Annotated in this window: 21 protein-coding genes; 9 read left to right on the top strand and 12 right to left on the bottom strand. The window is 46.7% G+C overall.

The features are described 5' to 3' along the window. The first annotated feature begins 445 nt into the window (after positions 1–445). From glk to OEV42_02420, 5 genes are all read left to right on the top strand, one after another. Positions 446–1456 carry a glucokinase gene (gene glk / locus OEV42_02400; GenBank protein ID MDH3973107.1) on the top strand — a complete coding sequence of 337 codons (1011 nt, stop codon included), beginning with the start codon at positions 446–448 and terminating at the stop codon, positions 1454–1456. A 25-nt stretch (positions 1457–1481) separates the two neighbouring features. Then, complete coding sequence (locus OEV42_02405) at positions 1482–2786, top strand: glucose-6-phosphate isomerase (protein ID MDH3973108.1); 1305 nt, start codon at positions 1482–1484, stop codon at positions 2784–2786. Positions 2787–3210: 424 nt separating this feature from the next. Then, on the top strand, positions 3211–3960 hold the full coding sequence (larB, locus tag OEV42_02410) for a nickel pincer cofactor biosynthesis protein LarB (GenBank protein ID MDH3973109.1): 750 nt from the start codon (positions 3211–3213) through the stop codon (positions 3958–3960). A gap of 1 nt (position 3961) precedes the next feature. Further along, the gene (gene larC / locus OEV42_02415) at positions 3962–5146 is read left to right on the top strand and encodes a nickel pincer cofactor biosynthesis protein LarC (GenBank protein MDH3973110.1); all 1185 of its coding nucleotides are present in this window, start codon (positions 3962–3964) and stop codon (positions 5144–5146) included. Between the two features lie 29 nt (positions 5147–5175). Continuing rightward, positions 5176–6606 (top strand): diguanylate cyclase, encoded by a 1431-nt coding sequence (locus tag OEV42_02420; protein MDH3973111.1) that lies wholly within the window; start codon positions 5176–5178, stop codon positions 6604–6606. A 116-nt stretch (positions 6607–6722) separates the two neighbouring features. On the opposite strand, the gene gltA is transcribed toward OEV42_02420, so the two are convergent. The 10 genes from gltA to OEV42_02470 all read right to left on the bottom strand — a co-directional run bounded on the left by gltA (position 6723) and on the right by OEV42_02470 (position 15565). Next, positions 6723–8210 carry an NADPH-dependent glutamate synthase gene (gene gltA / locus OEV42_02425; GenBank protein ID MDH3973112.1) on the bottom strand — a complete coding sequence of 496 codons (1488 nt, stop codon included), beginning with the start codon at positions 8208–8210 and terminating at the stop codon, positions 6723–6725. A gap of 11 nt (positions 8211–8221) precedes the next feature. Then, the gene (locus OEV42_02430; protein MDH3973113.1) at positions 8222–9034 is read right to left on the bottom strand and encodes a sulfide/dihydroorotate dehydrogenase-like FAD/NAD-binding protein; all 813 of its coding nucleotides are present in this window, start codon (positions 9032–9034) and stop codon (positions 8222–8224) included. Between the two features lie 971 nt (positions 9035–10005). Then, positions 10006–10608, bottom strand: a complete 603-nt coding sequence (coaE, locus tag OEV42_02435) for a dephospho-CoA kinase (protein ID MDH3973114.1) — start codon at positions 10606–10608, stop codon at positions 10006–10008. 82 nt (positions 10609–10690) lie between these two features. Beyond that, positions 10691–11803 (bottom strand): sensor domain-containing diguanylate cyclase, encoded by a 1113-nt coding sequence (locus tag OEV42_02440; protein MDH3973115.1) that lies wholly within the window; start codon positions 11801–11803, stop codon positions 10691–10693. Position 11804: 1 nt separating this feature from the next. After that, positions 11805–12665 (bottom strand): peptidoglycan editing factor PgeF, encoded by an 861-nt coding sequence (gene pgeF / locus OEV42_02445; protein MDH3973116.1) that lies wholly within the window; start codon positions 12663–12665, stop codon positions 11805–11807. Continuing rightward, entirely contained in the window at positions 12665–13666 is a 1002-nt protein-coding gene (locus OEV42_02450) for an RluA family pseudouridine synthase (GenBank protein ID MDH3973117.1), read from the bottom strand. The genes pgeF and OEV42_02450 overlap by 1 nt, the downstream gene beginning before the upstream one ends. Next, positions 13617–13886, bottom strand: coding sequence for a hypothetical protein (locus OEV42_02455; protein MDH3973118.1), 270 nt, complete (start codon positions 13884–13886; stop codon positions 13617–13619). Before OEV42_02455 ends, OEV42_02450 begins: the two co-directional genes overlap by 50 nt. Before the next feature lie 75 nt (positions 13887–13961). Further along, a complete protein-coding gene (locus tag OEV42_02460; protein MDH3973119.1) occupies positions 13962–14273 on the bottom strand; it encodes a hypothetical protein in 312 nt (103 codons plus the stop codon). A 325-nt stretch (positions 14274–14598) separates the two neighbouring features. Beyond that, positions 14599–14832, bottom strand: coding sequence for a hypothetical protein (locus OEV42_02465; protein MDH3973120.1), 234 nt, complete (start codon positions 14830–14832; stop codon positions 14599–14601). 34 nt (positions 14833–14866) lie between these two features. Continuing rightward, on the bottom strand, positions 14867–15565 hold the full coding sequence (locus OEV42_02470) for a GntR family transcriptional regulator (protein MDH3973121.1): 699 nt from the start codon (positions 15563–15565) through the stop codon (positions 14867–14869). A gap of 382 nt (positions 15566–15947) precedes the next feature. Between OEV42_02470 and bcsA the strand changes: the two genes are divergently transcribed. The 4 genes from bcsA (at position 15948) to OEV42_02490 (ending at position 23066) form a co-directional block, all read left to right on the top strand. Continuing rightward, entirely contained in the window at positions 15948–18167 is a 2220-nt protein-coding gene (gene bcsA / locus OEV42_02475) for a UDP-forming cellulose synthase catalytic subunit (GenBank protein ID MDH3973122.1), read from the top strand. 65 nt (positions 18168–18232) lie between these two features. Beyond that, entirely contained in the window at positions 18233–20407 is a 2175-nt protein-coding gene (locus OEV42_02480; protein ID MDH3973123.1) for a cellulose biosynthesis cyclic di-GMP-binding regulatory protein BcsB, read from the top strand. Then, the gene (locus OEV42_02485; protein ID MDH3973124.1) at positions 20385–21431 is read left to right on the top strand and encodes a glycosyl hydrolase family 8; all 1047 of its coding nucleotides are present in this window, start codon (positions 20385–20387) and stop codon (positions 21429–21431) included. Before OEV42_02480 ends, OEV42_02485 begins: the two co-directional genes overlap by 23 nt. A gap of 96 nt (positions 21432–21527) precedes the next feature. Further along, positions 21528–23066: a glycerophosphodiester phosphodiesterase family protein gene (locus tag OEV42_02490; protein MDH3973125.1), complete on the top strand. Its 1539-nt coding sequence runs from the start codon at positions 21528–21530 to the stop codon at positions 23064–23066. Between the two features lie 91 nt (positions 23067–23157). Here OEV42_02490 and OEV42_02495 read toward each other — a convergent pair whose 3' ends face one another. Together OEV42_02495 and bcsG are read right to left on the bottom strand one after the other, a co-directional pair. After that, the gene (locus OEV42_02495; GenBank protein ID MDH3973126.1) at positions 23158–23949 is read right to left on the bottom strand and encodes a hypothetical protein; all 792 of its coding nucleotides are present in this window, start codon (positions 23947–23949) and stop codon (positions 23158–23160) included. A 117-nt stretch (positions 23950–24066) separates the two neighbouring features. After that, positions 24067–25767, bottom strand: coding sequence for a cellulose biosynthesis protein BcsG (gene bcsG, locus OEV42_02500; GenBank protein MDH3973127.1), 1701 nt, complete (start codon positions 25765–25767; stop codon positions 24067–24069). Positions 25768–25773 lie beyond the last annotated feature (6 nt).

Below are 25773 nucleotides of genomic sequence, written 5' to 3' on the forward strand. Positions count from 1 at the left end.
ACGGTGGAAGGAGGGGAGTCCCGCCTTGGCGGGACCAGGTTTTAGGGCGGCCTTTCTTTTGTTACTTTTCTTTGTACCCTCAAGGGGCATAAATCCAGCAAAAGAAAAGTAAAATTATTATGGCATAACCTTTTAACTCTAACCCCGCCCAAAGGACAGGGATTTCAAAGATTAATTAAAATATATTTAGACACAGATGTGCGCTGCTTATTCTCTGTCACTTTTACGGAAGGGATAAATCTTGACTATCCTAAGGGATTCAATCGAATAATTGCTCATCTGCATTAGCAATGACAAATATAGAATGGCGCTTCATGTTTCCTATTGTGCCTGAGGCCGCCTTGGGGAAAGGAGCCATTTTTTCTGATACTCTCTGCTTTCCTAAAAGCCAAAGCTCTGCTAGTATTAACAGCGTAATTTCCAGGTGATGAAAAAAGGAGATTTAATGCCGACAAGCAACATACTGGCTGGCGATATTGGGGGAACAAAAACCATCCTTGCCCTGGTGGAGGCAGGAAATGATGAGATAGCCTTTAATCATCTTGCAAGATATGAAAGCGGGGCTTACTCTTCCCTCGAGGAGATTATTGAAGAATTTCTTGCCTTTCTTTCCCTCGACAGGTCAAAAACGGTCGCTTCTTTTGGTATTGCAGGCGCTGTTAAAGATGGCAGGTGCCGGACAACAAACCTTCCCTGGACGGTGGATGAAAAAAGTGTGGCCTCGGCCCTTTCCTTGCGGAAGGTTGGTCTTGTCAATGACTTTACGGCAATAATTTGGGGCATTCCTTTTTTAAATGATTCAGACAAACTCATTCTAAATGAAGGTAAAAAGGAGAAGAACGGTCCCATTGCAGTGCTCGGCGCCGGAACGGGTCTCGGAGAGGGCGCCGCTTTTTATTCGCAGGCAGGTGGAGGATATGAAGTGATTTCGTCTGAAGGTGGACATGCTACTTTTTCTCCCACTTCAGACGAAGAGATTGGATTGCTAAAGTATCTAATGGGTAAATTGGGTCATGTCAGTTTTGAGAGGCTTCTTTCCGGTCAGGGGCTTGTTAATATCTTCAACTATCTGAAGGAGACATCAGCTCATGGGGCGAATGATTCCATCATTACCGAAATGAAGAATAATGATCCCGCCGCTGTTATTGCAAAACATGCCGTCGAGGGAAATGACCTGTTAGCGGAAAAAGCGCTCCATATTTTTCTCTCCCTATATGGTTCGGAAGCAGGCAATGTGGCCCTTAAATTCCTTCCCTATGGCGGACTCTATATTGCCGGAGGTATTGCGGCCAAGATTGCCGTCAGATTTAAGGAGAGGACTTTTCTGGAGGCCTTTCTTAATAAGGGGCGTATGGCAGACCTGCTTCGCCGTATTCCTGTCGGGGTCGTTCTCAGGGAAGAGGTCGGTCTTATGGGCGCAGCCGTCCGTGGCAGGGAAATGATGAAAAAATTATGATTATTCTATTTTGGGGAGGAATTTTATGAATGCAATCAAGCTCGATAGGGACAACCTCGAATCTTATGTGAGCGATGACGAGATAGCCCGCTTGCAGGGAGATGTCTCAAAAATTCATGAAGCAATGGAAGCCGGCAGGTCAAAGGGAAGTGATTACCTGGGATGGCTTCATCTTCCCTCATCCATTACAGGTGATGTGCTGGACGATATTAAGGAAAGAGCCCATGAAGTCCGGGAGATGGCTGATGTCTTTGTCAGTATCGGTATCGGAGGCTCCTATCTCGGGGCAAAGGCGGCTATTGAATTTGTAACGCATACTTTTAACAACCAGTTGAAAAAAAGGACCGGCAGGTCTCCGGAGATCTACTTTGCAGGACAAAATATCAGTTCTGATTATCTGGCTGATCTCTTTGATGTGATAGAAGAGAAAGATATCTGCCTCAATGTGATTTCCAAGTCGGGAACGACGACGGAACCGGCCATTGCCTTCCGCCTTCTTAAGGAAAAAGCGGAACAGCGCTATGGCAGGAAAGAGGCGAGAAAGAGGATCATTGCGACTACCGATAGCAGCCGTGGCGCGTTAAAAAAACTGGCTCATGAAGAAGGTTATAAAACCTTTGTTATTCCTGATGACGTGGGAGGCCGCTATTCTGTTCTCACGCCTGTCGGTTTACTCCCCATTGCCGTTGCAGGCATCGATATCGGAAAACTGGTGAGCGGAGCCGCAGAGGCCGAAAAGAGTTCCGCCGACGCCGGTTTTGAAAGCAACCTTGCCTACAGGTATGCGGCAATCCGGAATATCCTCTACCAAAAGGGAAAGACCATTGAAATACTGTCATCCTTTCATCCCTCCCTTCACTTTGTTGCCGAATGGTGGAAACAGCTTGCCGGAGAGAGTGAAGGGAAAGAAGGCAAAAGCCTCTTTCCTGCGTCCGTTGATCTCACGACAGATCTGCATTCCATGGGACAGTGGATCCAGGAAGGAAACCGTATAATTTTTGAGACCTTTATGACCATAGAAAAATCTAACAGGGAAATTACCATTCCCAAAGTGGATGATGATCTCGATGGTCTTAACTACATTGCCGGTAAAAGCCTTGATTTTGTCAACGACAAAGCTCACAGGGGAACGGCCATGGCCCACCGCGACGGTGGTGTGCCTAACATGACCTTGTCTCTTAAAGACAGGTCTCCCGAAACGCTGGGCCAGCTTTTTTACTTCTTTGAAAGGGCCGTGGCTATGTCGGGTTATCTGCTGGGGGTTAATCCCTTCGATCAGCCGGGGGTGGAGTTTTACAAGAAGAATATGTTTAGCTTGCTGGGGAAGTAAATAGAACAATTTATTGATAACCCAGGATTTTTCGCTTTGCTCGAAATGACAGAAATGATGTCGGGTGGGTTAAGTTTCATTTTGCCAATAGCTCATTAAGTAAATAAAGTTACTTTTTACGGATAAGCTTAATCTACAACAAACCCACCAGCCCTGTTTAATAGCTTCATCAAAAATGGTGGGTTAATTTAAGAGTGTGAATATCGCTAAAAAATACTTACTTTAAAACTTTTACTGATTGCCAAAGAAGGATTTAACCCACCCTACTACTACTGTTTAATGTGACATCGAAATGGTGGCTTAGATGATGAATGTATAGGCGACAAAAAAATATATTCGTCCAAAATTAAACCGATTGCCAGAGTGAGGTTTAACCCACCCTACGGTAAGAAGAGGGCAATAATAAGAATTAAGGAAGATTAACTTGAGAAAAGACAAACTTGAAGAAATATTAACTGCAATCAAGGCGGGTAAGCTGGATGTCGATGAGGCTGTCCGGGAACTGAGGCACCTCCCTTTCCGGGACCTCGGTTTTGCTAATGTGGACTCCCACAGGGAGCTGAGGCAGGGCTTTCCCGAAGTCATCTTCGGGGAAGGCAAGGATGCCGGAAAGATTGCAGCCATTGCCAAAGAGATGATAAATAGCGGGCATAACGTTCTTATAACCCGGCTCGATGAAGAAAAGGCAAGGCACATTTCCGGGGAAATCGATGGTGCCGAGTATGTGAGTGATGCCGGGGTTATGAAGATTATTAAGGGAGAGATAAAGGTGGAAGGGAAGGGGGACATCCTCGTTGTTTCTGCGGGGACATCCGATATCCCTGTCGCTGAAGAGGCTTTCCATACGGCGGATATGATGGGAAACCGGGTGGAGAGGCTATATGACGTGGGTGTTGCCGGTATTCACCGTTTGCTAAGCCGCCATGAAAAGCTGGCCGGAGCTTCCGTTATTATTGCCGTTGCCGGTATGGAAGGCGCCCTGCCCAGTGTTGTCGGGGGACTCGTCTCCTGTCCCGTTATTGCTGTGCCGACCAGTGTCGGTTACGGCGCCAGCTTTAATGGCGTGACGGCGCTCCTTGCCATGCTCAACAGCTGTGCCTCCGGTGTGACGGTAGTAAATATAGACAACGGGTTCGGGGCGGCCTATGCGGCCAGCCTTATTAACAGGGTGTAAAATGAAGATTGCCTATTTGGATTGTTTTTCCGGTATAAGCGGCGACATGATGGTGGGGGCTTTTATCGATGCCGGTCTCCCTCTGGAAAAGCTTGAAAGTGAAATAAAAAAGCTTCCTCTTGACGGCTACAGGCTGAGCTGTGAACGAGTGAAGAAGAACGGCATTGATGCTGCCAAATTTTCCGTCCATCTTGAGAAAGAGCAGCATCACAGGCATTACAGTGATATTCGAGACATCATCGAAAAATCTTCGCTCAAAGATGAAGTAAAAAAGATGAGCTTAAGCGTCTTTGCCGCCATTGCTGAAGCGGAAGGGAAGGTCCATGCCATTCCGCCTGAAAAGGTCCATTTTCATGAAGTGGGGGCCATCGATTCCATTGTCGATATTGTTGGTGCTGCCATAGGGATGGATCATTTCCGGATAGCTTCCGTCGCCACCTCTCCCCTTGTTACGGGGACGGGTATTGTCAAGTGTGACCACGGGCCTATGCCCATTCCTGCTCCTGCGACGGCGGAACTTCTCAAGGGAGTGCCTTTTGCTCACTCAGAAGAAAAGTTTGAACTGGTGACCCCTACAGGGGCAGCCATTGTTAATGTCCTTGCCTCTTCCCATGGAGAAATACCCCCCATGTCCATTGAGACTATAGGCTATGGTGCCGGTGAAAAGGACCTGCATTCAAGGCCCAATTTGCTCCGGGTCTTCCTCGGGGAGGCGGAACATGCAGCCGGCAGCTATGAAGAAGATACTGTTCTTGTTCTGGAAGCCTCCATCGACGATATGAATCCCCAGTTTTTTGAACCCCTGGTGGAGGAACTTTTTGAGGCAGGCGCCCTCGATGTTGCCATGATGCCTCTCTACATGAAAAAGTACAGACCGGCCACGCTTTTGCAGGTGATTATTCCCGAAACTTTAAAAGATAAGGCCGCTGCAATTATCTTCAGGGGAAGCACAACCATCGGAATAAGATCTCACCTTGCAAAGCGGTCTAAACTAAGGCGGTCTGAACGAAAGATCCTTACCTCTTTTGGTGAGGTGAGAGTGAAAGAAATTAGCGGGCCCGGTGGTATTAAAGCCCTGCGCCCCGAATATGACGAATTGAAAAGGCTCTCCACTTCGACTAAACTTTCTATTGTTCAGGTTAATTTACAAGTGCAAAGAGAGCTCATGGATTACATGGATAAGTAAAAAGACGCTTAATTAATGGAGAGCAGGCTTTGACGGAAAAAAGAAGCAACCTTATCGTTGTTGATAGTGATCTCCTGTTCAGGGAATATCTTTCGGACAGCCTTTCTCATGAATTTGACCTGACCTTCATTGATAAAGGGAAAGAGGTCTTAAAAAAAATAAAAAAATCCCCCCCTCATCTGCTGCTTATTTCAGAGTCCCTGCCCGATATGAGCGGGGAAGCCCTTTGCTGTAAATTAAAGAGTGACAAGTCTCTATCGGCTATTCCCGCCATTGTCCTCATAGACCGTGATGAGAGTAATGGAAGAGAGAAAAAGGTCCATGAATCTGCCGATTATTATGTGGCCAAACCTGTTTATATTCCTGAACTGGTTGCAAAGATTAAATCCTGTTTAAGAGCAAAAAGTCTTTATACCAACTTTCATAAAAAGGACCTTCTCAATGTGCTCGACATTTATGAATCGCTGACGACGCTTCACAGCAGCAGCGACATATTGAGTGACATTGCCAACAAGGTGGCCTCTTCCCTTGATGCAGTGAGATGTTCCATTGTTCAGATCGATGAGAAGGAGAACTCGGGAAATATTATTGCATCCAACGATGATGTGCAGACAAAGGGCGTAAGCATTGATCTTGCCATTTACCCTGAAGTAAGGCGCGCCATAGAACTGAAGAGGGATGTTATTATTAACGATATTCAATCGGACCCCGTCATGAAGGCGAGTGGAAAGCATCTTAATGAACTCCCTTTTCATTCCCTGGCAGTTATTCCCATTTCCATAAGAGATAAATTTATCGGAACACTGCTTTTGAGAGTGGCTACCGAAAAGGAGCGCATTTCGGAAAAGGAGATAAGTTTTTGCCAGGTTGTGGCGAGGGCCGCTGAAAATGTTCTTGAAAATGCCAGACTTGTCGATTCCCTGAGGGTGGCCAATATGGAACTGGAAAAACTGGCCACAACCGATGGTTTGACGGGATTATTCAACCACCGCTATTTCTATAACCGTCTTGAGGAGGAATATAATATTTCCCTCCGTTATCATGTTTCCCTTTCATGTATCATGCTGGACATTGATTTTTTTAAAAAAATTAACGATACCTACGGTCACAGGAAGGGGGATACTATCCTTAAAGAACTGGCCCGGGTCATTTTGAGAACCATAAGGAAGACGGACGTTGCCGCCAGGTATGGTGGAGAAGAGTTTGTCATCCTCCTCCCTCATACCGAGGAAAAGGGGGCCATGTTTCAGGCGGAAAGGATCAGAACGTCTGTAAAAAAGAGCAAATATTCAGCGCTGCCGGCGAAAGAGCCCCTTACCATAAGCCTTGGCATCACTACCTGCAATCAGGAAGACATCTCCAGGGCGGAAGATCTGGTCAAGTTTGCAGATAAGGCCCTTTATGAAGCTAAAAAGAGAGGGCGAAACCAGTCGGTCATGTGGGGAGGCTTTGAGCCCTAGTGTCCTGCCGGACTTAGAGGGCCGCACTCCCTCTAACTAATTCCTGTTTCCAGCTTTATTACATAAAAAAAGCCCGGCTTTATACCGGGCTTTTTTGCAGTTCACAAAATGACTGGTCAGGAGAATTTCCACTCCTTGACCCAGTAATTGGGATCGGTGGGAACATTCGGTTTTTCTTTCAGTTCCCCCTGCAGGTACTTGTGAATGGAGGCGGCTGCCAGTTTGGCCTGCCCCATTGCCAGGATAACTGTCGATCCGCCGGTAATAGCGTCGCCGCCGGCAAAAACACCTTCCTTGCTTGTCTGGCAGGTTCCTTCATCAACCATAATAACGCCCCATTTGTTGATTCTTACCTTCTCGTCCGTTGAAGGGATAATGGGATTTACATCGCAACCGAGAGACATGACGACGGTATCGCAGTCTTCCGTAAAGAATTCTCCTGTCGGAACAGGACGTCTTCTGCCCGATTCATCGGGTTCGGAAAGTTCCATCTTTTCACATTTGATAGCCTTAACGAAGTTGTTTTCATCGGTAATGATTTCCGCCGGATTGGAGAGCCACTTCCAGTTAAGGAATTCCTGTTCCGCATGTTCCAGTTCTTCCGTCCTTGCCGGGGCCTCCTCATGAGAACGTCGGTAGTAACAGGTTGTGTCGGCACCGAGGCGTTTGGCCGTTCTAAGCACGTCCATGGCCGTATTACCTGCACCGATGACGGCTACCTTTTTGCCCTGGTAGAGGGGTGTTGTAAATTTGGGGAATTTATCTGCCTGCATGAGGTAGATCCTCGTCAGGTATTCATTGGCTGAATAAACGCCGTTGGCATTAACACCGGGTACATCGAGCATCTTGGGAAGTCCTGCACCGGAACCGATAAAGACGGCGTCAAAGCCTTCTTTATCGATAAGGTCATCAAGGGTGAGCACCTTACCGATAATCATGTTATAAACAAACTGAACGCCTAACTTTTCAAGGAAGGCCACATCTTCATCTATAATTTCAAGAGGTAATCTAAACCTGGGAATCCCGTAGACAAGAACGCCACCGGCCCTGTGGAAGGCTTCGAAGACGACAACGTCATGACCTTTAATGCGAAGTTCATAGGCAGCAGTAAGACCGGCGGGACCGGAGCCGACAATGGCCACCTTTTTTCCCGTTGTTTCAGGGATTTCCGGCAGTTCAAGGGTGCCGTGCTCTCGCTCGTAGTCGGCGGCATATCTTTCCAGGCCTCCAATGCCGACAGGGAGATTCTTTTTACCAACAATGCAGACGGCCTGGCACTGTTTATCCTGTGGGCAGACACGGCCGCATGCGGCAGGCAGGAAGTTTGTTTCCCTGATTTTTTTAGCCGCTTCAGCGGGTTTTCCCTCTTCAATGAGCTTGATAAAAGCCGGGATGTCGATGCCGACAGGGCAGCCTGTTATACAGTCAGGTTTTTTGCACTGAATGCAGCGCATTGCCTCGGCTATGGCTTCCTCTTCAGAGTAGCCGACAGGTACCTCTTCAAAGTTCTTGATCCTCTCCCCGGCAGCATGAAGGCGCATCTCCTGGAAGGGGAGGTTCATTCTCTCTTTATTGCTCAGTTCCTTGATACATTCCTCAGACATAGCTAACTCTCCTATCTATCCAGTGTTGCAAAGGCCTTCTTTTCTGCCTCAACAAACATTTTCTGTCTTTTAACAAGCTGGTCGAAATCAACTTCATGGCCGTTAAAGTCAGGGCCATGGAAGCAGGCAAACTTCGTATCTCCACCGACACTGACACGGCATGCACCGCACATTCCCGTACCATCGACCATAATGGCGTTAAGTGAAACGAAGGTTTCAATGTTGTCGGGTTTTGTCATTTTGCTGACGGCTTCCATCATGGGCACCGGACCGACGGCAAGGACGTGACTCACCTTTTCTCCGTCCATGATTTCTCTCAGGGCATCGGTAACAAAACCTTCTTTGCCTTGAGAACCGTCATTGGTGGTACAGATTACTTCGTCACAGACCTCACTCAGTTCGTCAACCATAATGAGCAGGTCTTTATTTCTTGCACCGACGATACCAATCACTTTGTTGCCCAGCTTTTTGAAATCGCGGGCAGTGGGGATGATAGCGCCCGTACCGTAACCTCCTCCGATAACGACACAGGTTCCTTCATGCTTTTTCACATGAGATCTTTCTCCCAGAGGACCGACGATATCGGCAAAGCAGTCACCCACTTTCATGTTGTTGATTTCCGTAGAGGTTTTACCTACAGCCATGACGATAATATGGATGCTTCCCTTTTCTTCATCCCAGCCGCAGATGGAGAGAGGAATACGCTCACTCAATTCATGGGGCCTGACGATGATGAACTGGCCGGCCTGCAGCTTTCTCGCAATAAAAGGGGCTTCAATAGTAAAGTGGAAGGTCCTGTCACAGAGTTCACGTTTCGTCAGAATCCTGTAAGACTGCCTGTAACGGTCGGCAAGGGTTTCAGAACCTTTACAATAGGGGAGGTAGTGTTCTGCCTCATGGCGAACAATAAAGGCATAATCCCACTCGTGTTTTTCGTCCTTGCCCAGTATGGCATTAAAGGCCTGGAAAACCTTCTTTTTCTGACCATCGTCGAGGATACCTTTTTTAAGCATCTTTCCAAGGGCCCTTGCCGCATCTTTTCTAACAAGAGGCTTTGTGTCGGAGAGAAGGGTAAATGCCGTATCGAACATTTTCAGCTTCAGCTTGTCGTCAAAGGTATCTGCCGAAAGTCTTAAGGAAAGCTTTCCCACGGCGTAAAGGGCTTCTGCCCTGACCTGGTGGTTTTTTGATTTTGCGGCCACAAGGATTTCAGCCATGGCCGTGACCACCTCTTCCGTCCTTGAATAAGAGAGCGTTTGCAGTATGTTAATGATGGCAAAGTCGTCTTCACGATTATTATTCCAGGCATGGAGAAGGACACTCACCGCCGGCGCTCCATTGAGGGCGATTGCCCTGCCTATGTGGGCCGCTGATTCAGGGTCTGCATCGATAAGCTCCCCCGCCAGCGTGGGGAGAACAGCTTCTCCGAATCTGGCGATCTGTTTTTCCGCCCGGTTTGCCAGTCTGGTCATATCCAGATTTCCGGCATGATCATGATAGAATATGGTAGTAAGCGCGGCTGTAAGATCAATCTTTTCCTCATCGGTCAGATTTTGAAGCGCTTCCACCTGGTCCAGAGCCCTGGAGATATAGTCTTCCTTGTCGATATTTATGTTGCCTATGATACTTTTAACTCTTTCTGTCATGATTATTTACCCTGAAAAAAGTTTTTTGGTTTTAAATGCTCAGCATTATAGATAAGTCATTTACAATTTTCCAGTTTTTTTTCCATATTTTTAGAGGTACCCTCCAGTGTTGCTTACAGACAAATAACGGTTTTTTCCGGGGATCGGCGTCAAAGAAGGCGGGCCAGATCTTTATAGACCTGTTCAACATTTTTTCTCAATGCTTCAAATGTTCCATTATTTTCGATGACATAATGGGCATGCTTTATTTTTTCCCGAAAGGGAAGCTGGGAAGCCATACGGAGTTTTGCCTCCTTCCTGGTAATTCCGTCCCTTTTAATGATGCGATCGATGATTTGATTTTCATTGGCGCCGACAACAATGATTTTGTCTGCATTTTTGTGATTTCCACTTTCAATAAGAAGGGCGGCATTGACAACGACCAGCGCATGAGGATCTTCCTTTTCCATGAGTCGTGCCAGTCTCAATTCTTCGTCAATAACTTTTGGATGAATGATGGAATTGAGGACTTCTCTTTTGCCTGCATCTTCAAAAACTATCCTGCCCAGTTTTTTCCGGTCTAAAGTACCGTCTTCCAGGAGGATATCATTGCCGAAAAAGTGAACGATTTCCTGCCAGGCAGGTTTCCCCTTTTCCACCAGTTCCCTGCAAATAATATCTGCATCGATGATCCTGGCGCCAAACTCCTCCAGTATCCGGGCAATACTGTTTTTCCCGGAGGCTATTCCTCCTGTAAGGCCGACTAAAAGCACCTTTTGCTCCGGGGGGCATAAACGATGTTTAGATTTCTTCCATACATTCGAAATGATAATAAAATAATGATGAGAGGGGACACTAAAGCACACCCCGGGCAAGGCAAACCTTGTTCTTGCCGCTTTCCTTGGCCTGGTACATGGCTGTATCGGCCGCCCGGACGAGCCCTTCCTCGGCTTCAGTGACGCTCTTTTTTTGTCCCACGTTGGCCTGGAGAGAGGCAACACCGACACTGCAGGAAATAAGTCCGCTAATATTGAGCGGGGGATTGTCAGCGCCGTTTCTTTCTTTTAAAAAGGTATTCGATGCAATGGCCTCCCTGATTTTTTCGGCATGCTTCCCGGCCTCTTCCAGTGAAAGACCGGGAAGGATAATGACATATTCGTCTCCGCCGTATCTTGCAGGAAAGCAGTCGATGCCGATAAGCACATCTTCTACAAGGATTGCCACTTCTTTAAGGGTCCTGCTTCCCGCCAGGTGCCCGTAGGTGTCATTTACATCCTTAAAATGGTCAAGGTCAAAAAATATGAGCGACAGTTCGCCACCTTCTTCACGAACCCTGCTTATTTCAACGGCAAGCCTGTCATAGAAATACCTGTCATTAAAAAGCCCCGTCAGGTTGTCTCGTTTGGAGAGGTCCTCAAACCTTCTTGCATCGAGGGCATTGGCGATGAGTGTGGATGTGTATTTTGCGAAAACATCGAGAATGGCCAGGTCCTTTTCGTCGAAATTCCCCTTTTCCTTCCTGTTGATAAGCTCTATTATGCCGATTACCGAACTATCCCTTTTTATGGGCAGAGCAATGATCGACCTGGACCGGTATTTAATTTTCTTGTCGATACCGGAAAAAAATTTAGCATCTTTATTGACATCTTCACTCAAATAGGGTCGGCCCATTCTGTAGGTTTCTCCTACAATGCCGACATTGTCAGGGAGTGAATTTCCTACCAGCGACTCTGAGCCCGGACCGAAACAGGCTACGAAAAAGAGCTTTCCCTCTTTATCTTTGCGAAGCTTGGGGAGGGGGTCGTCGATCAGTATGGAGCCCGCCTCAGAGGGGACGAATTCATTGGCCCTGTAGAGTATTTCCCTCAAAACTTCCCCGAGATCGATCTCTTTGGCGAAATGCCTCCCCTTGCTTTTTCTCTGGAGGATCCTGTTTATAATCGATCTGTCGGATATGTGTATTTCCATATCAAGGGACCTTTTTTTGCAGATGGCTTTCTTTAATCATTAGAATTGCCCCCTGGCGCCCTGAATGTTTTCCGTCACGCCTGTAGGAATAAAAGAGATCGCTCCGGCAGCAGGTGCATAGTTGCAGTTCATCTATATTATCCTGTATTAATCCGACATTCAAGAGTTGCAGGCGGTTTGCCCGGGCAAGGTCGAACATCCATCGGTCATTTTTCCCCTCTGCGGGAGATATAAATGAATGGAGTGTTTCAGGGTGATATGAATTCAGTCCTTCAAAGGCTGATACAAGAGGATGGTCAACTTCGTAGCAGCAGGGTCCGATTGCCGGTCCTATGGCAGCGATAATATGGGCGGGGTCCGATTTAAATCGCTCTTTCATTTTTGTGACGGTTTTTTCTGCGATTTGCAGGGACGTTCCCTTCCAGCCCGCATGAATGGCTGCGATAACAGATTTTACAGGATCATAAAGGAGCAGGGGGAGACAATCTGCCGTAAGAATAACGATTGCCTTTTCCTTGTTTGAAGTAATGATTGCATCGAAAGGATAGTGACTTTCATGGGATTTAATATCATCGGCAACAAGGACATTATTTCCGTGAACCTGATCGAGAAAAAAAGGGGGTGAGTCTATAGAGAGAAAAAGGTTAAGCCTTTCAATATTTTTTTTTACATTATTCTTCTCGTCTCCTGTTTTGCAGGAAAGGTTGAGAGAGTCGAAGGGCGCCTTACTGTAACCGCCTGTTCTTGTTGAAAAGGCATGAATGATCTGAGAATGGTTTTTAAAAAGGGGCGCTTCGAGAAGCAGAGGCGCTTTATTCGGTTCCGGTGATGATATTATTTTTTTGTTTTTTTCAGTATGCATCAGACCTGAGATTCCAGTAAATCGATTATGTTCTGTATATCCCGGGGCAGTTGAGAGTGAAACTCCATATACTCGCCGCTAACAGGGTGGTTAAAGCCGAGCGCCCATGCATGAAGCGCCTGGCGCTTCATCGCTTTGACTTTGTCCCTGATGGCCTTGTTCTTTATCTCCCCCGCCCTGCCTGAACTGCCGTAGGTCTGGTCTCCTGCGACGGCATGTCCCTTGTTGGAAAGGTGTACCCTGATCTGGTGCGTCCGCCCTGTTTCAAGGGTAAGCTCTACCAGTGAAAGCCCCTCATAGGCCTTTAACAGCGTCCAGTGAGTTACCGCCCTTCGGCCCCCTTTGACGGGGGCAATCTTTTTTCTCTCCCCGGGGTGTCTTCCCAGGGGTTCATCAATGGTCCCTTTCTGAGCCATCACACCGTATACGAGCGCTTTGTATTTTCTCAAAATACTGTGGGCCTTGAATTGTGCTGCCATTTTGTTGTGGGCCTCATCATTCTTTGTGACAATCATAACACCGGAGGTGTCTTTGTCAAGGCGATGCACTATGCCGGGCCTTAACTTGCCGCCCACACCTGAAAGATCGCTGCAATGATAAAGGAGGGCATTGACAAGCGTTCCTCCCGAATGGCCTGCCGCGGGATGAACGACCATGCCGGCTTCTTTATCGATAACAATAATGGCGTTGTCTTCAAAGAGGACCCTCATGTCCAGGTTTTCAGGCAGCGCTTCAAGAGGTTCAGCTTCAGGGATGGTAAGTTCAATAACTTCGCCCCCTTTGAGCTTGAGACTGCTTTTTACGGTAGAGTGGGGTGAAATATGGATAAATCCGTCTTTGATGAGATGTTTGATTCTGTTTCTTGAAAGGGAGGGGATTTTTGATGCGAGGAAATGGTCCAGCCTGTTTCCCGCACTTTCAGGGCCGACTTCAATGAGGGCCCTTTCGGCGTTACTTCCAGATATCTGACTCGATCCTTCCGCTTTGTTTGATAAGGACATCGACTATTGCAAGATCATAGAAATTATGTTTTTCGAGGATATCGGGAGATACTCTCGAATTATAGAGTTTTCTCCCCTCATCGAGCTCTTCTTCGAGGATTTCAAAGAGGTTGTCCTTTTGAATGCCCTCCTGGACCTTTGCCTGATTGTAAAGTGCAACGTCTGATACGATAGCTCTCGAAAGTCTTCTTGCCGCTTCCGGGTCATCAATGAGTGCCAATGCTTACCTCCTTATCTTGCTATTAGGACTTTTTAAAACAAAAAGCGTTTGCAGTCAAGCGATTAATTGAAAAACCTAATGAAGCAGACCTGAGAAACTTTCTTTTTTTTCGCCACTTTCCCGTGAAAAATTCAAAGGGTTTTTCACAAAGGTGTTCCTGCAATTTTTGCAGAGGAGAAAGACCATTTCCTGATGAATATCATTTTCAAGTGTTTCAGGCGCTGACTTTTCAATTTGTCTGATCAGACTTTCGAGGTCATCGGCGCCGGCTTCATCGTCACTGCCTGTATGACCGTCAAAATCGGCAAGCACCTTTATCCTGACAATATATTTGAGGCTGCCTTCATAAAAGTTTTTAACGCATTTGCTGCAACATTGATTGCTCATAGGCGGTCTCTCCGGGTTTTTATGGACGCTCTAATAATTCATGCCTCCTGTCTAAAGGTTCAAAAAATCCGCCTTCTGCGTTAAAAAAATTACCTGCAGGCTGAGCTGTAATTTTTGTCTTGAACTGAATTTTTTGATCCCTTAACAGGCTCGCCCCGTATTATTAGAGATTCCCTTTATAAGAAGATTATCATAGTTTGACTCAATAGAAAATGAAAAGCATGACAAGTGGTTCAATTGGGAGTTATGGAGGTGTGAAAAAAGGCAGCCATTAAAAATATTTTACTCCCTTTTAAAAAATTAATAAGGGCTGCCGGGGAGATTTTTACATCTCCTCGACGGATATTATATTGTTTGTATTGATGGCAACAAATTTTTTATGCTGCTTTTCACTCTGTTCGCCATCGAAAACGATGGCATCGGTAAGGGCAATAAACTTTTCCTTGCTGTTTAACAGGTCGAGGGTCCTGAATGTTTCCGCCTTGGAAAGGGAGCCGTATATGACGCTTCTCGTTGTCGTTACCCTTACCTCTACCTTGCCTTTTTTTATGGGGGCCATTTATTTCCCTTTGCCGCGCTTGATAGAATCACCGCTATGTGTTGTCATGTTCCTGCTCTCTCTCTGATTCAAGCTTTTTCAGTAAAGCAATGCCGCCTTCGAGCACATTCCTGGTGACCAGTTCTTCTGCTTTTTCCGCGTTCCTTTCCCTGAAGACCTGTATGATTTCTTCATGGGTTTTTACGGCTTGAGAGAACCTGCCGTCTATACCAAGGGACGTAAGGCGAAAACGCTTGAAAGGTTCCATGAGGTGGCAGTTAAGCTGATAAAGGTGGTCATTGTCACTCGCCTTGAGGAATACATCATGAAACTGGTTGTGAATTTTAAAAAACCGTCCTACCGATTTTTCATTGGACAAGGTCATTGATTTTAACTGGTCATTTATCTCTTTAAGCCTGTCTATTGCCGCATCAGACATATTTTTTGTAGCAAGCCTGGCGGCAAGCCCTTCCAGGGTAGCCTTGATTTCATAAATGTCTTTAATGTCCTTTGGGGAGTATTCACTGACAACGGCGCCCCTTCGCGGCATAACCTTGAGGAACCCTTCCGACTCAAGAATCTGTATGGCTTCCCTGAGGGGGGTCCTGCTGATACCCAACTCATCGGCAAGTTTGGTTTCACAAATTTTCTCACCGGGCTTAAGTTCGCCAACAGCGATAGCCTCCTTAATGGAATCGACAATCTGTTCCTTTAAGGTTTTTCGCTTTTCAATGGCATGTTTTACCCTTTTCATGGAGAATTCCTTCTAAAAAACATTTGGTTAAGAGTTTATAGCAGTATAATTATTAAAGTCAAACCATTTTTATGGCCTGGAAGAGAGACTTTATGCCTGTAATTCAAGGCCTTTAGCAGATAAAAGCATCTTTTCCGACGGACTGTGGGCAGCAAAAAAAGAGGACTTTTTTTTGTTCCGTCCTCCTCTTTTTTATCTGCTATGGCCTTGAAATTATTATTAATCATATCCTTTGACATCTGATGCGGGGCTGATATTATATTTTATAGGAATGCTTTTTTGAAGTTTTGACAAAAAGTCTGGTTTTAGATAAATGTAAACTTTAAAGCAGCGGGGTGAGCCGATGTTCTGCGAGGGAGGGAAGAGGGCCGGCAATGAGGCAATGACAGACTGCTTTCTCTATGCCGTCCTTGCCTTCGCCCTCCTGTTTTATCTCTACCTTGCCGGAACTTACCTCGAACTTTTTCACCAGATAATTCTCGGTTGGGGTCTTCTCGGCCTGACAATCGTACTGGGAAAGAAAAAGTTATTCAAAAAGCAGCCCTGGCGGACAGTCTATCTGCTCATAGCCCTCTTTATATCTCTCAGGTACTGGTTCTGGAGAAGCTTTGAAACCCTCATTTATACGGGGCCTTTTGATTTTACGGCCATGATGATTCTCTACCTGGCTGAAAGTTACGCCATTATGGTGCATGTTCTGGGCATGTTTATCTGCCTCTGGCCGCTGGAGCGTAAAATTATGCCGCTCCCTGAAGATGAGTCCCTCCTTCCCTTTGTTGACATATTTATTCCCACTTACAATGAACCTCTGCAGATCGTTCAGATTACCGTTGCGGCAGCAACACAGGTCGATTACCCGAAAGATAAGCTTAACATATACATACTCGATGACGGCGGGACCGTTGCCAGAAGGAATAATCCCGAACTCTCCTCTATTTCATGGGAAAGGTACTATAGCTTCAGGCGCATGGCAAAGGAATTCGGTGTTAACTATATTACAAGGGAGACCAACAGCCATGCCAAGTCGGGCAATGTTAACCATGCCTTAAGGTTCAGCAGCGGCGACCTTATCCTCATGCTGGACTGTGATCATGTGCCCACAAGAGATATTCTGAAAAATACGGTGGCCTATTTTCTGAAAGATGAAAAACTGGCCCTTGTGCAGACGCCCCATTTTTTCATCAATCCCGATCCCATCGAAAAAAACCTGCAGACTTTTAGTGATGCGCCCAGTGAGAATGAAATGTTTTACCGCGGCATACATCCCGGTCTCGATTTCTGGAACGCAAGCTATTTCTGTGGTTCCGCTGCCATTCTCAGGCGAAGCTGCCTCGAAGAGATAGGGGGCATGTCCGTCGATACCATTACGGAAGATGCCGAGACTTCCCTTGTTTTGCATCACAGGGGTTACAACAGCGTGTTTATCGACTGGCCCATGGTTTGCGGGCTCTCTCCTGAAACCTTTGACGATTTTATTATCCAGAGAAGCCGATGGGCCCAGGGTATGCTGCAAATATTTATTATCGAATACCCCCATCTGGTGAGAGGTCTCAAACTGCAGCAGGCTCTTTGCTACTTCAACTCCTCTCTCTTCTGGTTTTTCGGTTTTTCAAGGGTCATTTTTTATCTGGCGCCGGCTTCCTTTCTTATTATGGGTCTCAAGGTTTATAATGCTTCCGTCTTGCAGGTTCTTGTCTATGCCGTTCCCCATCTCTGCGCAAGCGTCGTTCTCATGAACTATCTCTACGGCAGGTACCGGTGGCCCCTCTTTTCCGAACTTTATGAAAGTGTTCAATCCATTTTTCTCATTCCCCCTGTGACGGGAACCATCATGAATCCCAGGTCTCCCACCTTCAAGGTAACACCCAAGGGCGCTCATGTGGATGTTGATTTTCTGAGTCCTTTTGCAGCCCCCTTTTACTTGATGTTTGTTGTCGCCCTGGCAGGTATTCCCATTGCCGTCGTCAAGTGGTTTAACTATCCTCTCTACAGGGATGTTATTGCCGTTACTTTTTTCTGGACTTTTTTTAATGTTTTAATGGCTCTTGCCTCACTGGGCGCCTTCTGGGAAAGAAGGCAACTGCGCGGTTCTCACCGTGTCTGGACAAAGGGGCAGGTGCTGGCATTTTCGCCACGGTTAAATACCCACATAGAAGGGATGATGGAGGATATTTCCCTTACAGGCATAGGACTTGTCGTGCCTTCTCCCTGTCCCCTGGCCGAGGGGGAAGACGTCTGGTTTGAACTGCATGACAGCTATGATGAAGCGTACCATTTTCATACCAGGATACAGCGTGTCATCGATAAGGGAGATGAAGTTTTTTGCGGATGTGAATTTCTGGTGGAAAAGCATGATTACCAGCAGATCGTCAGGTTCGTTTATGGCGACAGCATGCGGTGGATGAATCTGTGGGACAGGAAATCGAAACCGGCAGGGCCTTTCTGGACGCTTCTCTATTTTATAAAAATGGGTTACAGGGGAAGCAAGGAGAGCTTCAAAGGCCTTTATGCTCTTGCCGTTGCTTTTACAAGAGATTATTTCCGGCCCTTTATTGAGAGCAGGTTAAGAAAAATAAAAAAAATAAGGCTGCACTTGAGTTAGGGATTTGTTCATGGTAGAAGTTAATTAGTAAAGTAATCATATTGATACTAAAAAAAGAGGGCGCCATGCTTAAAAAATATATTTATTTCATATTAATTATGGTTTTTTCTGCCGGCAACCTTTATGCAGAGGTGCTGGACGTTCCTTTATACAAGATTGCCCGGGTCAAGGCCGTTGATCTGAAATGTATCACCGATGAATACAGTGTGACCCTTTCCATTCCGGAACGATGGCATGTGGAAAGCGCAAGCATCATGTTTCCTTACATGAATTCAACGGCCCTTTTAAAAGACAAGTCGAGCATCCTTGTGAAACTTAACGGTTACCCGCTCAAACAGATCAACCTCGACCCTCATGTGCCGGAAGGGACGGCCAGGGTTACCCTCCCTGTCCGTCTTATCGAATCCGGTTATAATACCATTACTTTCAGCGCAAGCCAGCACTACACGCTTAAATGCGAAAAACCCTGCGCTGCAGATTTATGGACGACTCTCAAGCTTGACCGGGCGCGGGCAAAGATTGAATACAGCTTAAAACCTGTCCCCCTTAAACTCTCTGCCCTATCGAACTTTCTTTTTGATCCCAAAATTTTACCTGCCGGAAAGGTCAACTTTGTTATTGAAGATACCTCTTTGGTTCAGATGGGAGGTATTGTTGCTTCGGGCATTGCGAGACGTTTCGATTACAGGAAGGCGCTTTTTACCGTTTCTGCCGGTTTAAAGCCCGGTGTGGATAATGTTCTTGTGGGGAAAAAAGCATTTGTCGAGACTTTTCTCCAAAACAGGGGCATCCGGTTTAAAGGGCGGGAAGGGTCTTTATTAAAAATCATGCACCTGCCTGAAAAAGAAAAAAAGGAGGCCCTGCTAGGTGAAGAGGAGAGTATGACCGACAGCGCTCATGCCCTCATTGTCGTCTCGGGAGTGGATGAGAGCCAGATTAAGCTGGCCGCCATGACCATGGCCATTATGTCTATCCCCTATCCCGATACGGATGAAATGATTGCCCTGGAATTCAGTTTGCCCGATATTGCCCAGTATGGAGGCCGCTCTGTCCTGACGCCTGACAAGGTATACGATTTCAAGACCCTCAATTTCGGTACGCAGACCTTCAAGGGAATCAATCCTGCGCCTGCTGAAATCAGTTTTCGTCTCCCGGCGGATTTCTTTGTCCGTCAGAATATGTATGCCGACATATCGTTAAGTTATACCTACGGTTCCAGGATGCGGGGAGACTCTGTTCTTAATGTCTCCATAAATGACAGGAATATCAGGGCCATTCCTCTCGATAATGAAAGGGGAGATCTTATCGAAGGCTACAGGATGACTATTCCCACCTATCTCTTCAAGCCGGGAACGAATACCATCAAATTAACACCGATACTGACACCCTCTGTTGCCAATGACTGTGAGCTTATTCAGACAGAGAATCTCTTTCTCACGGTTCTTGAGGAATCTTATATAAAATTTCCTCCCATGCCTCACCTGGTCAAGCTTCCCAGGCTCGATCTTTTTCTGCTCAATGGCTTCCCTTTTACCCGCTGGCCTGACGGCTATGAGTCTCTCATCTATGTTGCCGACAGGGACACCCGCTCCATTGCATCGGCTTACAATATTATGGGCATGCTGACCCAGAAAAACGGTTATCCCCTCTTTGCAATGGATATTGTTTTCGATGAACCCGCAGGTTGGGATGGTGAAATATTTACTGTCGGCAGGAGCGATGCCATTCCTGATAATATTGCCAGGGCCGTGCCTTTTAATGTGAATGGCGAAACAAGCGTTCCCTATCCCGTTGTAAGGAGCTGGGAAGGGGAAGAGCAGATTGCCTTTAGCCGGCAAAAAAGCAGTCTCGGCACGGACAAGGGGGTTTTCATGCAGTTCCAGTCTCCCTACAGGGAAGGACGGACCATGATGGTTGCCACGGCAACGACATCGCAAGGGGTATATGGGCTGACGGAAGCGCTTCTTGATTATGGTGTACAGGCGAAGATCAAGGGTGATGTGGCTCTCATTGAACTCGACCCTCCTGACTACCTGGTTTATCCCTTAAAAGTGGGGGAAGATTATTTTACCGGAAAGTCAGGCCAAATATCGAAGATTGATTTTTACCTCCACTCCTATCCTTACCTTTACCACCTTTCGCTGGGTATAACGATTCTTGTGCTTGCTCTGGTGACTTTCTACTTCCTGAGAAGGTACTGGAAAAAGAGGATGAAATATGAAAGCAAGGAGACTCATTAATGCCTGTTCCCTTCTGCTCCTGCTTGTTTTTTCTGTTCCTGCCGGAGGGGGGGAAGATCCCCTCTGGGCGTCTTACAAAACAAAATTTATTCGTCATGATGGTCGCATTGTTGATTACGGGCAGGAAAAGTCGAGTCATTCCGAAGGCCAGGGGTATGGTTTGCTCCTGGCTCTGGCCTACGATGACAGGGAGACTTTCAACAGGGTATGGAAGTGGACCAAAAATAACCTTGCTGTAAGGGCTGATGGTCTCTTTGCCTGGCACTGGGGCAAAAGGCATGACGGGAATTGGGACGTTCTCGATTACAACAATGCCACAGACGGGGATATTCTCATTGCCTATGCCCTTTTAAAGGCGGGGCAAAGGTGGAAGTCAGGTGACTATACTGCAGGAGGGCTTAAAATTGTAAAGGCCCTCAAAGAAGAACTCCTTTTTATCTGGCAGGGGCGCAGCCTTCTTCTACCGGGCTATAAAGGGTTTGTCAAAGATAAAACCTATACGGTAAATCCTTCCTACTTCATCTTTCCTGCCTTTCGCCTCTTTGCCGGCTTTGATGATAAAAAATTGTGGAACAAGATCTACGGTGATTCCCTCTTTATTCTGGAAAAGGCGAGTTTTGGCAAGTTCGGCCTGCCCGGTGACTGGGTAAAGCTCGATAAATCGGGCATATCTCCCTATACGGAAAAAAGCCCCTTTTTCGGCTATGGCGCTGTTCGCACTTTTCTTTATCTTTCCTCTGAAACAGGCCCCCCATTTCCCGAGGGACTGAAAAAAATTCTGGCCCTCTATAAAAAAATAGGTTACCTTCCTTTGATGATTGATATTGAACGGGAGAGTGTGTCCCTTAAACCGGCGACGGCCGGTTTTTATTCCATCTATGCGCTTGCTGCCCGAAAGAGCGGTAATGTGCGCCTGTCGAAAAAATTATTGAAGGATGCAAAAGAAAAACTTTCAAAAGAGGGCAATTCATATTACTCTTATACGCTGTACCTGCTCGCCAATAATGAGAAAGTTTTTCGATAAAAGTCATTGAATTTTAAAGGGTTTAAGTTTTTTCCAGGAAATATTCTCCTCCTGACAGCAGTCTTTTTTTGTCTGTTTGTACCCGGTTGCAGGCATATGTCCAGGATCGCCGAAATTATTCTCGATCCCCCGCCTGATTTTACCTGGAGCGCGCCTTCGGCAACAGTCTGGACTTTCAGTAATCGCTATGAGCCTTTTGAACCCTCTATGGGCAGGGGAAAGTTGACTTTCCGCGATCAAAAGGGGACGGAATGGGGGTTTGCCAAAACGCGATTCGAGACAACAAGCTATTTCGGCCTGCCGCCGCTTCCCGGCGGTGATGCACAGGTAATGGCCTTTCCTGCCGCCCGAAAGGACGAGGGTTATCTCCTCACTCACGGCGCGCCGCCTAATGGTGTTTTTGCAGGGCAGGGCTTTCTTTCCAATTACACGCTTGTCATGGATCTCCTCTGGCCCAGGGAAAGCCAGCAGCAATATCGCGCTTTATATCAAAGGGATCCGGAAAATAAAGATGACGCCGAAATGTTCATCCATGACTCCAGGCAAAACGGTATCGGCATTAACAGTGTTTACCATGGGAAACTAATGGCTAACCGCTGGCACAGGGTTGCCATCTCTGTTCAGGCGGCAAGCGGAGCGGGAGGGGTGGGGCAGATGCATAAATTTATTGACGGCCGCTTTGTCGGCGGTCACGGGACAGATAGTGCGGGACCTGTCAGCAGGTGGGCGCTGGGGCCGGAGTTTTTGCTTTTTACAGATAACGACGGCGAGACGATGCCCGGTTATGTGTCCAGTATCTATTTTATTGACAGGAACCTTTCCATGGAAGAAATCGCCTTGCTCGGCAGACCTCATGCGGGCGGGGCAAATATACCGGGTCCCCTGCTGCAGAAAAAGAGGGAAAAACTGCCGCGTTCAGTTGATATTATCGCTCATCGCGGGGATTCCTGCTGCTCACCGGAAAATACGCTTATTGCCATTAGACGGGCTTTCGACAGGGGAGCGTCAGCTGTTGAAGTTGATATTCAGTGGTCTGCTGACGGCACCATTGTTCTTATGCATGATGAAACTGTCGACAGAACAACAAACGGCAAAGGGAAGGTTGTGGCGCTTACCCTGGAAAAATTGAAAAGTTTCGATGCGGGATCGTGGTTCGGTTTTAATTTCAGAGGGGAAAAAATACCCACATTGACAGAGGCCCTTTTAGAGGCAAAGGGGCGTGGTAAGCTTATTCTCGACGTAAAGGGCCATAAAATGGGCGCAGCAATTAAAGGCGCCCTTAAAGAGGCGGGAGTTGGTCCTGAAGCTGTTTATATCTGGCTAAACGAGGCAAGCAAGGCCTTTGATGATTTTCAAAAATATCTTCCCGGAACGGGGATACTCTGGGGTGGCATGCCGGACTCTTTTGATGAAAGTACTTTTTATGAATTAAAGAAAAAAGGAATTGTCGGCTTTGATATCGACCCTTCAGACAAAAAGGTGAGCAAACCGTTTGTTATGGCCGCCCAAAAAGCGGGGTTTTATGTCTCACTCTATACGATTAATGATCCTCAGGGGATGAGGGAATCCGCCTGGCTCGGTGTTGATGCCATAGAGACGGATTTTCCCGCTGTGCTCAAGGACATGCTGCCCTGATTAAGGGAACATGGTTTCTTCTTCGTTTTTTTCTCTGCCCTGCTACCCTTTGTTAATCAACAATCTGCAACCAGCAACCGTTCCCCTCCCCTCACTTCTCCATTAAATCCCAGTAATAATACCAGCCAAAATAGTATTGTGCCGTATCCTGCCGTTCATTGAGTTTTGGGTACTCCTCCCAATAGTAGCTTATGCCGGCCTTGAAGTAGGATTTGCTGAACTCGAGACCGACGGAAGGCCCCTGAGAGTTAAAATAGTCCTCTTCCTTTGTTCTGCCACGATAACTGTATTTAAGATAAGTGTCGACCATAATGCCGCCGGGAAGCGTAAACCAGTCAATGCCCTGCTGAATCCAGCCCATAGCGCTTGATCCCGTAATGCCATTACCGTCATGAGAGAGTTTTCCCCAGGTAGAGAAGGGAAAGGCCATGACAAAAAAGCCGGAATCCTTTGCCTTTAAATCTCTTGTATAATACCAGCCGAAGGTAACTTCGTATCCTTCCTCATCCTTGTCTTTCCTTTCAAGTTCGGGATATTTGAGCCAGTAGTAATTGACGCCGAGATCGAAGTAAGATTTTTCAAAATTAAGCCCCACCGATGGTCCTCTCACATCATAGTAGTCTTCTTTTTTCGTCCTGTCCCGAACACTATATTCTGCATAGGTATTGACCATAATGTTACCGGGAAGTTTGACCCAGTCAATGCCCTGCTGAATCCAGCCCATACCGCCTGACCCGGTAAGTCCATGAATATCATGGCTTAAGAAGACCCAGTTTGCGCCGGGAAGTCCCTCAATCGCTTTTGACGGAAGAGGGAGAAAAAAAAGGGACAGCGTGAGCCCCAGGAAAAGGCTAATGAAAAATCGTGATTTTCTTCTTTCCATCTTAAACCTCGAGCGGCTTTCCAGGTAATCGGTTTTTTTAACACTGCCCATATCGTAATTATCACGCAAAGATGTTAAGATGGCAAGGCGGCAAAGGATAATAGCAAATAAAGAATATCAGTTAACAGGCAGTTCGATCCATTTCTTTTCCTTGCCGAAAATGAGATGTTTGCGGTCCGGCTTTATAACAAGCGCTCCCTCATTTTCTGCAACGAAGGCCGTATAGATAACATTATTTATTATGTAATCACTATTGTACTCTTCCGGGCCGAAGGGGCTGTATTCAAAAAGTGACGCCAGAACCGATGAAAGGGCCATGTAACTGACAGGTTTTGAGACGATTCTCTGGTAGATGGCCTTTTCCTTAAATCCCTTGCCGATAAATTTAATGGCCAGCGGGCCCTTTGTTATCTGTGGAAGGGGGATGTCTCTGAGTCCCTCCATCTGGATTTTCGCACCCTTTAGCGCCATGCCGTGTTCGGACACAAAGAAAATAACAACATTTCTATGGGATGCCTCCAGTTTGTCAAAAAATTGCCTGAGTTCCTTGAGCAATTTGGTGAGAAAGGCGCTGTAGACAACTTTCCTGTCAATTTTCCACCACTCCTCTTTTTTCGGGTACCATGTGGAGCCCTCGTGGAGGGTGACGGAATTGTAATAGAGGGCAGCCCTCTTGGCGGCAGAGTTCTCCCTCAGGTTGCGCCACTTTTCGAGAGTAGCATAATCGTCATAAATAAGTGAGCCGTCAAACATAACTTCCCCGGCGGGGAGGTCCTGAGATGGCATAAGAGAAGTACCCAAACGGCCGTACTCTTTTGCTTCAGCGGCAAAGTTTCCGTACTTGCCGTCATGATTGGAAGCAAAGTAGCTTTCAAAGCCGACTTTTTCAAGGTTGGGGAAAAGGTAGCAGGAATCCTCTGATTCTTCATAAACGTCTTCGTGCCTTGGCTGGCCGCAGGTTGATTTTAGAAGGCGCAGTATGGATGGTCCGCTGTAGGACGTAACCGTATTAAAGTCGGTAAAGACAAGGTGAAACTCTTTGAAAAAGGATTTCCACTCCAGCGAAACTTCCTTGAGATCGTCCCAGGAGAGGGAACAGATGTGAAGAAAAATAATATCAAAAGGCTCATTGGGAGGATCAATTTTTTTAAAATTGATCCTTCGCTCGCTTTCGGAAGCAAAAAAAGCATCGGCATATTTTTGCGGGTCTTTTTCCCAAATGATCTCCCGCTCGTTCTTTTGTTTGGCTTCCGTTATATAATCGTTCAATTTTGAGGACGCGCTTTTTTCAGAGGCGCTCTTGTCCTCTCCGGCTTCCAGGCTGGCCAGCGGCCTTACCTCCTTGATAATTGCGCCGGGGGCAAGTCCCTTTGATGTGCTTTCCTTCTGTTCCGCATTGAGTACGCCAATGAGAGGGCTCATTATGATGAGGGTCAGGGTAAGGGGGGTAAGGGCTTTCCCCTTTCCTACGGCAAAAGAGACGGTCAGGATCACGACAATAATGAGCATGTCCCCGTTGATAAAATAACGCATGAGAAAGGAGAGGATATATTCACCTGTGGGAATCCCCTGCTCCGACAGACGGGCGAATCCTTCCAGGGGAGGAGGGAGCCATGATTCTTTCCATAAAAGGCCAAGAGCGATAATGACAGACAGGCCCTGTTTCGCTATTGTCATTTGCGTTGAAAATTTACGTTCTTTTGGAACAGGCAATAATAAAAAGAGAACAAAGAGAATGTTGCTAAGGAGATAAAAGCGGATAAAGTGTCTTGAGTAGAGATAGAGTTTTGCAAGGAAATAAAAATTCCACAGACCCATTTTAAA

The organism is Deltaproteobacteria bacterium (assembly GCA_029860075.1).
GTDB lineage: Bacteria > Desulfobacterota > JADFVX01 > JADFVX01 > JADFVX01 > JAOUBX01.